Annotated in this window: 7 protein-coding genes and 1 pseudogene; 3 read left to right on the forward strand and 5 right to left on the reverse strand. The window is 38.5% G+C overall.

All coding sequences use genetic code 11. From position 1 onward, the window contains the following. Nucleotides 1-260: 260 nt before the first annotated feature. The 3 genes from AAC037_RS12945 to AAC037_RS12955 are packed head-to-tail and all read right to left on the reverse strand — an operon-like array spanning nt 261 to nt 3,065. Complete coding sequence (locus AAC037_RS12945) at nt 261-1,628, reverse strand: NAD(P)(+) transhydrogenase (Re/Si-specific) subunit beta (protein ID WP_339903393.1); 1,368 nt, start codon at nt 1,626-1,628, stop codon at nt 261-263. A 5-nt stretch (nt 1,629-1,633) separates the two neighbouring features. Next, nucleotides 1,634-1,951 (reverse strand): NAD(P) transhydrogenase subunit alpha, encoded by a 318-nt coding sequence (locus AAC037_RS12950; protein WP_014021957.1) that lies wholly within the window; start codon nt 1,949-1,951, stop codon nt 1,634-1,636. 1 nt (nt 1,952) lies between these two features. Further along, nucleotides 1,953-3,065: a Re/Si-specific NAD(P)(+) transhydrogenase subunit alpha gene (locus tag AAC037_RS12955; protein ID WP_339903388.1), complete on the reverse strand. Its 1,113-nt coding sequence runs from the start codon at nt 3,063-3,065 to the stop codon at nt 1,953-1,955. A gap of 447 nt (nt 3,066-3,512) precedes the next feature. Between AAC037_RS12955 and AAC037_RS12960 the strand changes: the two genes are divergently transcribed. The 3 genes from AAC037_RS12960 (at nt 3,513) to AAC037_RS12970 (ending at nt 6,475) form a co-directional block, all read left to right on the forward strand. Next, on the forward strand, nt 3,513-5,063 hold the full coding sequence (locus AAC037_RS12960; protein ID WP_339903389.1) for an arylsulfatase: 1,551 nt from the start codon (nt 3,513-3,515) through the stop codon (nt 5,061-5,063). 157 nt (nt 5,064-5,220) lie between these two features. After that, on the forward strand, nt 5,221-5,994 hold the full coding sequence (locus tag AAC037_RS12965; RefSeq protein ID WP_339903390.1) for a hypothetical protein: 774 nt from the start codon (nt 5,221-5,223) through the stop codon (nt 5,992-5,994). Next, on the forward strand, nt 5,984-6,475 hold the full coding sequence (locus AAC037_RS12970) for a hypothetical protein (protein ID WP_339903391.1): 492 nt from the start codon (nt 5,984-5,986) through the stop codon (nt 6,473-6,475). Before AAC037_RS12965 ends, AAC037_RS12970 begins: the two co-directional genes overlap by 11 nt. A 198-nt stretch (nt 6,476-6,673) precedes the next feature. On the opposite strand, the gene AAC037_RS12975 is transcribed toward AAC037_RS12970, so the two are convergent. Together AAC037_RS12975 and AAC037_RS12980 are read right to left on the reverse strand one after the other, a co-directional pair. Continuing rightward, entirely contained in the window at nt 6,674-7,741 is a 1,068-nt protein-coding gene (locus AAC037_RS12975; RefSeq protein ID WP_339903392.1) for an NAD-dependent epimerase/dehydratase family protein, read from the reverse strand. A 439-nt stretch (nt 7,742-8,180) separates the two neighbouring features. Then, nucleotides 8,181-8,574: pseudogene (locus AAC037_RS12980) on the reverse strand (epimerase); the annotation flags it as partial.

Below are 8,574 nucleotides of genomic sequence, written 5' to 3' on the forward strand. Positions count from 1 at the left end.
GGTGGCCCAAGAGATTTGGATTCACTTTTTTCTGTTGAGGAAATCAAAGCAGATTTTTCCAATTATGAAATTTTGCAGCTGGAAGAAAAAGAAGTGGAGTTGGGAGAGGGCTTGTACCACAATGGTAAGGGGTCGGTCATTAGGTTTGTAGGGAAGAAAAAGTAAGACTGGCCTAGACGAGAAATTTTTGAGTACTACTAAAAAATTGTAATTCATTTAAACCATAAAAAAAGGCTGCTTTCAAAAGCAGCCTTTTTATGTTACATGTTTTTTACTTCTGCAACGAGTTCGTTGAGTACCTTTTTGGCATCCCCAAAAAGCATTCGCGTCTTGGGTTCAAAGAAAAGTGCATTTTGAATTCCGGCATAACCCGAGCTCATGCTTCTCTTAATTACAATTACATTGGAAGCTCTGTTGACTTCCAATATAGGCATTCCATAAATAGGGCTTGATGGATCGTCATTGGCTGCAGGGTTAACCACATCATTGGCACCGATTACCATGACAACATCTGTATTGGGCAACTTCTCGTTCATGTCATCCATTTCGATAAGCTTGTCATAGGGGACATCTGATTCGGCCAATAATACGTTCATATGTCCCGGCATTCTACCTGCCACAGGGTGAATACCATACAGAACTTCTACACCCTTTTCTTCTAGAATTTTTTCTAAATCATGTACCGCATGCTGTGCCTGGGCAACCGCCAAGCCATAACCCGGTACAATCACTACTCTTTTGGCATAAGCCATTAAGATAGAAGAATCATAGGCATTGATTTCTTTGGCCACTTGTTCGCCATCCACTCCGGCTGCAGCTCCTCCAGCAGAAGAACCAAAGGAGGTGAATAATATATTAGAAACTGATCTGTTCATAGCTTTGGCCATCAATAAGGTCAACAGAATTCCTGCAGAGCCTACCAAAATACCACCCATTAGCATTACCTTATTGTCATACAGTAAGCCAGTTGTAGCGGCTGTAACCCCGGTAAGAGAATTAAGCAATGAAATAACTACAGGCATATCTGCTCCCCCAATTGGATAAACGAACATTAGACCGTAAATCAAGGACAATAGTACCAGCACATAGATTAATATTGGTTGTGGAGCACCTGATGATAAAATATAACCAGCCAAAGCCACGGCAATGGCAAGGACTGCAAAGCCTAAGATTTTATTGATTTGAATATCTTTTACAACCCCTTGAAGTTTTCCCATGGCAATTAAAGAACCGGAAAATGAAACGGATCCAATAATTAAGCTGGACATCAAAACAGCACCTTTACCAATATCATCTACGGGAAGGTCGCCGTATTCTACCAGTCCAATTAAAGCAGCAGCAGCTCCACCCATTCCGTTAAAGAAGGATACCAATTGAGGCATGGCCGTCATTTGTACAGTTTTGGCGGAATATATACCACCAATGGTTCCAAGAACCATGGCAATTAGAATCAGTGCCAGATTATCTAAACCTGGTGTTAAAAAAGAGGCTAAAATGGCCAATATCATTCCTGATAATGCAATGCTATTACCTCTCCTCGCAGAATCCGGATGACTCATCATCTTGATCCCAACGATAAAAAGTACTACCGCTATCAGGTAGCAAATATCTATTATCTGTAAAATCATCATTTCTATTTTTTACCGGGTTTTTTCTTAAACATCTCTAACATTCTATTGGTCACAGCAAAACCGCCTACCACATTAAGGGTAGCAAGCAATACTGCCAAAAAGCCTAAAGACAAGGCCAGGTAGTTTGATGGATCTGTTTTTCCCAAAACTATAATTGATCCGACAATCACTACTCCCGAAAGGGCATTGGAACCAGACATTAGCGGGGTATGTAATACTGTAGGTACCTTGGAGATCACCTCAACACCTACAAATATCGCTAGAATGAAAATATAGAGTTCTTGTTGGTTAATTGATATATATTCAATAATCGCTTCCATATTATTTTAATAAGGGTTCATAAACTACTGCTCCATCATGTGTGATGCAGGTTCCTTTAATAATTTCATCTTCAAAGTTGAGATTCAACTGATCTTCTTTTAATAGTAATTTTAAAAGATTCTGTACGTTTTTGCTGTACATTTTACTAGCATCCTGAGACATGGTGGAAGGCAAAGCTGAATTTCCTATCACTGTTACACCATTGACAGTGACAGTTTCATTGTTTTGTGTGCCTTCACAGTTTCCGCCATTAGCAGCGGCCAAATCCACGACTACAGCTCCTGCCTTCATCTTTTCCAGCATAGGCTTAGTAATAAGAATCGGAGCCTTTCTTCCCGGAATCAAGGCAGTGGTGATCACAACATCTGATTTGACAATAGATTGCTCCAACATCTCAGATTGCTTTTTCTTGTATTCTTCAGATTGCTCAACAGCATATCCTCCAGCACCTTTGTCTTCAACTGCACCGGGGACTTCCACAAATTTTCCACCTAAACTTTCCACTTGTTCTTTAACAGAAGGTCTGGTGTCAAAGGCTTCTACTACGGCGCCAAGTCTTTTGGCAGTTGCGATGGCTTGCAAACCTGCCACACCCGCACCGATAACCAATACCTTAGCCGGTGCAATAGTGCCTGCAGCTGTCATGAGCATAGGAAAAAATCTCGGTAGGTTGGCAGCGGCAAGTAATACCGCTTTATAACCGGAAACAGTACTCATGGAGGAAAGCACATCCATACTTTGAGCCCTGGTGATCCTTGGAATGGAATCCATGCTAAACAAGGATACCCCGGTATCGGCAATGGTTTTCATTAACTCTCTTGCCACCAATGGTTGGTAGACACCAAATAAATATTTTCCTTTATTTAATGATTGGTAATCTTCAGGTGCTAAGGGCGTGATTTGAAAAATCATTTCTGACTCTTTTAAAACTTCTTGGCGTTCTTTAACTTCAGCACCCGCTTCCAAAAATGTGGCATCAGAAAGGAAAGAGGACGCACCGGCCCCTTTTTCAATCAGGACCTTATTGCCTGTTCCTGTTAGGACCTTTACTGCTTCCGGATGTAGAGAAACTCTAGTTTCCGGTGAAGGTTCTTTTAAAATTCCTAAAATCATAATGGTGGTTTATTGATGTATTCCAAACATTGAGTTTCCAAAATCAAATAATCACTTCGCTTCATATAAATAAGCCTTCAGAATAACATTTAACTTTGGCAGTGCAAAAAAAGCACTTTTTTACGGATTTTATCGTATTGTCCTTTAAAACTTTCGGTTTTTAACGGATTAATTGAATTTTTTATTAAATTTGGTAAGCTTCTTTAAAAAATTAATATTATATCGTTGGTTAGAAAGTGGCTTCAATAAACATGAGTATATCACTTTTTAAAATCACACCTGAACATCTTTAGAAATAGAACACCTACTCCTTTATTGGCTATTACCTCATTCACAATCTGATTAACCTTTGTAAGCTAGGATTATGACAAAGATTAAACGCATTTAAAATGGTTTAGTTAATAGCGTTTAGCCATATTTACTTTATATTGAATTAAATACAGTCCAATGATATTCCCAATGACTACCTTACTGATAAAAAATGCTTTATTTATCGCTATTTGCCTAATTGTTTTTTCCTGTGGGATTAGTGAGAATGAAAGGCCCCCGAATATTGTTATTATTTATGCTGATGATATGGGGTATGGGGATTTAAATGTTCAGAACCCTGATTCTAAAATTCCAACTCCCTATTTGGACAAGCTTGCAGAAGAAGGTATGCGCTTTACCGATGCCCACAGTTCATCCGGGATCTGTTCGCCTAGCAGGTATGCATTGCTCACAGGAACTTACCATTGGAGACGTCAGCATGGAATTGTAGGAGCTTTCGGAGTACCATTTTTTAATGACAATGATATTACCCTTCCTCAAGTTTTGAAAGACAATGGTTTTGAGACTGCCTGCATTGGGAAATGGCATTTGGGTTGGAATTGGGTGTTCAAGAATGAACCTTCGGGAGAAGTTATGCAATGGGGACAAAAGCGCAAATTTTATTTACCGGAAGATGTAGATTGGAGTCAGCCAATTACCGGTGGGCCAATTGATAGAGGCTTTGATTATTATTATGGCGACGGTACCATTAATTTTCCTCCTTATGCTTGGGTGAAAAATGATCGGTTACCGGTTATTCCTAATGCATCAATGGATATTGATAATATTGGATATGCTACAAAAGAAGGGAACTGGGAGTTTAGGCCCGGGCCAAAAGTTGAAGGTTGGAATCCCTATGAGGTTTTGCCAAACCTTGCTGAGAATGCAGTAGAATATATAAATAACAGAGATCCCAAAAAGCCCTTCTTTTTGTACTTTGCTTTACCCTCACCACACGCTCCTATTATTCCAAATGATGAATTTGATGGTAAATCTGAAGCAGGAGCATATGGTGACTTTATGGTGCAAACAGATTGGGTAGCAGGGCAAATTATTCAGGCCATTAAAAATAAAGGTTTAGAAGACAATACAATAGTAATATTTAGTGCTGACAATGGACCCGAAGCCTATGCTTGGGAAAGGGCTGAGAGGTATGGGCACTTTAGCATGGGTAATTTGCGGGGTCTGAAACGAGATGTATGGGAAGGAGGACACCATGTTCCTTTTATAATAAAATGGCCGGGAAAAATTAAAGCTGGATCAATAGCTACGGAAACAATTTCGCAGGTAGATTTAATGACCACTTTAGTGAAAATTTCAGGTGCAAGCCTTCCGGAAATGGCAGCACCGGATAGTTACGACATAAGCCCTGTTTTAATGTCTGAAAATTATTCATCTCCCTTGAGGGAGGCAACAATTCATAATACCTATGCCAATACTTGGGGAATTAGAAAAGGAAAATGGTTGTATATCAATGACTCCACAGGAGGTCATAGGAATTTACCGACATCTTTTAAGGCACTAAAAGGGTATAACGATTTTGAGACAGAGGGATTACTGTTTGATATGGAAAAAGATGTGGAGCAGAGGGTTAATTTATTCAATGAATTTCCTGGTAAAGTACAAGAATTGAAAGGTTTATTGGAACAATACCGAGCGTCTGAAAGTACTGTCCATTTAAAAAAATAGCTTATTCTTCTTAGAAGATAAAAATAAAATAGTAGTTTTTGACAAAGAGAGAATTAAGTATAAAATTCTTTGATCGACAGTAATATGTTTATTAATAATGATTTTTGTAAACGTTGAATATATATAATAATTTACCTATTGAAATTAAAAGTATAGAATGAAGCCAATTATAGTAATCGTTTGCTTATTAAGTATTGTGATCCCTGCTTTTAGTCAGGATTTTTCCCCCAATTATGAGGAAGAAAAAGTTCCTGAATATAGTTTGCCGGAATTATTCACCATGAAAAATGGCAAAGCTGTTAGCAACAAAAAGCAGTGGGAGGAGCGAAGAAAGGAAATCTTGGGGCTTTTTGAAAATCATGTTTATGGTAAATCCCCTAAATGGGATGGTCAAATTTCAAGTAAAGTAATCTTGGAAGATAAGAATTACCTAAATGGTGAAGCCACTAGACAGGTGGTTAGATTGACTTTGAAAAGGGGAAGACAATCTTTAGATTTCAACCTATTGGTTTTTTATCCCAATTCTGGAAAGAAAGTGCCGGTATTTTTAGGACTTAATTTTTATGGTAACCACACCATTTCTTCAGATAATCAGGTGGCTGTTCCGGAAACCTGGATTAGAAATAATGAGAAAATGGGGAGTTTTAACAATCAAGCTTCAGAAAAGGGTAGAGGACAACGAATAGACAATTGGCCTTATGAAGAAATTTTAGGCAGAGGCTATGGTTTGGCGACCATGTATTACGGAGAGATCGACCCCGATTATGCAGATGGGTTTAAAGACGGTGTTCATGCTTTATATCCCGAAGAAAAAAGAAAACCCAATTCCTGGGCCAGTATTGCTGCCTGGGCATGGGGGCTTTCCAGGGTGATGGATTTCCTTGAAAGTGAAGATTGGGTTGACAATAAAGGTGGCTGTCTTGGGGCATAGTAGGCTAGGTAAAGCTGCCTTATGGGCGGGTGCAACCGACAATAGGTTTGGGATGGTTATTTCCAATAATTCGGGTTGTGGCGGAGCGGCCCTATCCCGTAGAGCTTATGGAGAGACTGTTGGTCGAATGATTGAGGTGATTCCTTATTGGTTCTCAGACAGTTTTAAGATTTATAATAAAGGCGAAAGTGATTTGCCAGTAGACCAACACCAGTTATTGGCTTTAATGGCCCCTAGACCTTTATATGTTGCAAGTGGTGTAGAGGATAAATGGGCAGATCCCAAAGGAGAATTTTTGTCTTGTGTCGCTGCTTCTCCGGCCTACGAATTATTTGGTAAAAAGGGGATGCCTGCAACAGTACTCCCTCCTTTAGATCATCCGGTGATGGGAAGCATCGGTTACCACATTCGCTCCGGTGGGCATGGCTTGTTGCCTTACGATTGGCAACAATACCTGGATTTTGCTGACATGCATTTTTAAGGTAAGCTATGCAATAGGCCTTTCATTACGACCAATATATGGTTCAAATTCAGCTACTTTGTAGATATTAAAAAGTGATTTTAATATCCAATACATATTTATTGTCTACTTTAACCCTTAATTAATAAGCATAGTAAAGAGGTCCAATTGGACCTCTTTACTATGCTTATATTTTCCGTTTCAGTGACAATGGATATTCTATTTGGATTTAAAAATTCCTTCATTGATCATCATTTGAAATGAGTCCTCCATTGTTTTTTTCAAAGGCATAAATTTGATGCCCAACTCCTTTTTGATTTTAGAATTGTCAGCATGGAATGGTATGTTGACATTGTTTTTAATATACTTTCTTGTAAAGAGTTTATTTGCCATTGGCCCTACCAACATCAGAAGCCATTTTGGCATCGCTCTTTTGGGTAAAGGATATTTGTCCCCGAATTTAGGTAGCAGAATTTTACTCATTTCCAATAGGTTTGTATCATAAGCAGATGTTATATAACGCCCTTTTGCTTCAGGGGTAAATCCTGCTTTATAATGTGCTTCTGCAACATCACGAACATCAACCACACCAAGCCCCATTTTAGGTGCCCCCATTTTGAGTTCCCCACTTCCAAGCATTTTCAGTATGTTTATGCTTTCTGAAGTTGTATTGCCAAGGTTCAATGCCGGACCCAGTACAAGGGACATGTTAATGGTCACCAAGTCCCACTGATTTTGTGATTTTTCTAATTCCCAGGCCTTTTTTTCAGCCAAAGTTTTCGAATAAGAATAAGGTTGATAGTCGATAGATGCTGTAGTATTCCAAACCTCTTCAGTAATTTTACCTTCAGGCGCGTTGACCGTGTCAATGGCATCCGTATATATGGCAGCACAACTACTGGTAACAACGATGCGTTTTACGCTACTTACTTCTTTAGCAGTGTTTAAAACGTTGGCTGTACCACTTACGGCAGGTGCTATTAATTCCGTTTGTGGATCTTTTATATCCATAGTAAATGGGGAGGCTGTATGATAAACTAAATCACAACCTTCCATGGCTGCTTTGTAAGAACCCGGTTTCATTAAGTCACCGGCAAAAAATTTGATGTTTCCCTTTGCCTTGGAACCTAGCACTTTTAGATGACTAACCTTCTTGTCATTGCTAGGGTCTCGAACCGCTACATGCACTGTTATTCCTTCATCTAACAATTTTTTTACTAGCCAACTGGCCACGTATCCATTGGCCCCTGTTACCAATACTGGTTTAGATTTATCTATTGTTGTCATTTTTTTTAGTTATTATAGTTTAAATTGGATTATGTCAAAGCATGCCTGATACCTTTCCTGAACTTTCTTAGAAAGTGTTTCAATCGAAAAATATCAGGCTCTTTGCAGAATTTTTTTAAATCAAATCGCTATGATGAAATTGAAAAGAGCATCGAAGTAGCTGCTTTTGAAGCAATTATTACAAATAATAGAAAGTCTATTGATTTCTTTGGGTTAAAATTCATAAAAATATAGGGGAATGGCTAACACAAAATCCGGAAGGAAAAACACAAATCTAGGATTTAATCTACTTTTGAATTTTTAAGCCTCAATAGGTGAGGCAACTTATTGAATCTGCGAAAAGCATATAATCAATGTGAGCAGTAAGGTGATTTACGCTAACCTTTTATTATAAAATAACTTATATATATGATATCAATTCCCATAAATCATTTATGGTTTAATGACGTACCAAATTTTTAATTTGTTTCGGTTCAATGATTTTTATCTCTATTGGGCTTTTAAGGAGAAATAGCATGGCCTTGCCTAAGTCACTACTTCCAATGGTACCTTTCATTTTTTTAATTATTGGGAAAACAGGCCGAAGAAGTGAGTACATTGTATTATACCATCCGGTTCTTGATTTCACTCCTTTTTCTGGCAAAATTATTCCCGGTCTAAAAGCATAGGCATCCTTAAAGCCAAGGTTTAAAAGGTAATTTTCGGTTTTGCCCTTAACTCTTGCCCACATATAATTACCCTTCTCTGTACTATCCGTTCCTACCCCCGAAACATATATTATTTTCATGTTGGGGTTTATTTTAAATAGGGAGTCAAATAGAATTTTACTGTAG

It is taken from the genome of uncultured Cyclobacterium sp., assembly GCF_963976465.1.
Lineage (GTDB): Bacteria > Bacteroidota > Bacteroidia > Cytophagales > Cyclobacteriaceae > Cyclobacterium.

What these genes read in the sequence shown, in the direction of transcription:
- AAC037_RS12945 (WP_339903393.1), bottom strand. Translation starts at nt 1,628, where the DNA reads ATGATTTTACAGATAATAGATATTTGCTACCTGATAGCGGTAGTACTT.
- AAC037_RS12950 (WP_014021957.1), bottom strand. Translation starts at nt 1,951, where the DNA reads ATGGAAGCGATTATTGAATATATATCAATTAACCAACAAGAACTCTAT.
- AAC037_RS12955 (WP_339903388.1), bottom strand. Translation starts at nt 3,065, where the DNA reads ATGATTTTAGGAATTTTAAAAGAACCTTCACCGGAAACTAGAGTTTCT.
- AAC037_RS12960 (WP_339903389.1), top strand. Translation starts at nt 3,513, where the DNA reads ATGATATTCCCAATGACTACCTTACTGATAAAAAATGCTTTATTTATC.
- AAC037_RS12965 (WP_339903390.1), top strand. Translation starts at nt 5,221, where the DNA reads ATGAAGCCAATTATAGTAATCGTTTGCTTATTAAGTATTGTGATCCCT.
- AAC037_RS12975 (WP_339903392.1), bottom strand. Translation starts at nt 7,741, where the DNA reads ATGACAACAATAGATAAATCTAAACCAGTATTGGTAACAGGGGCCAAT.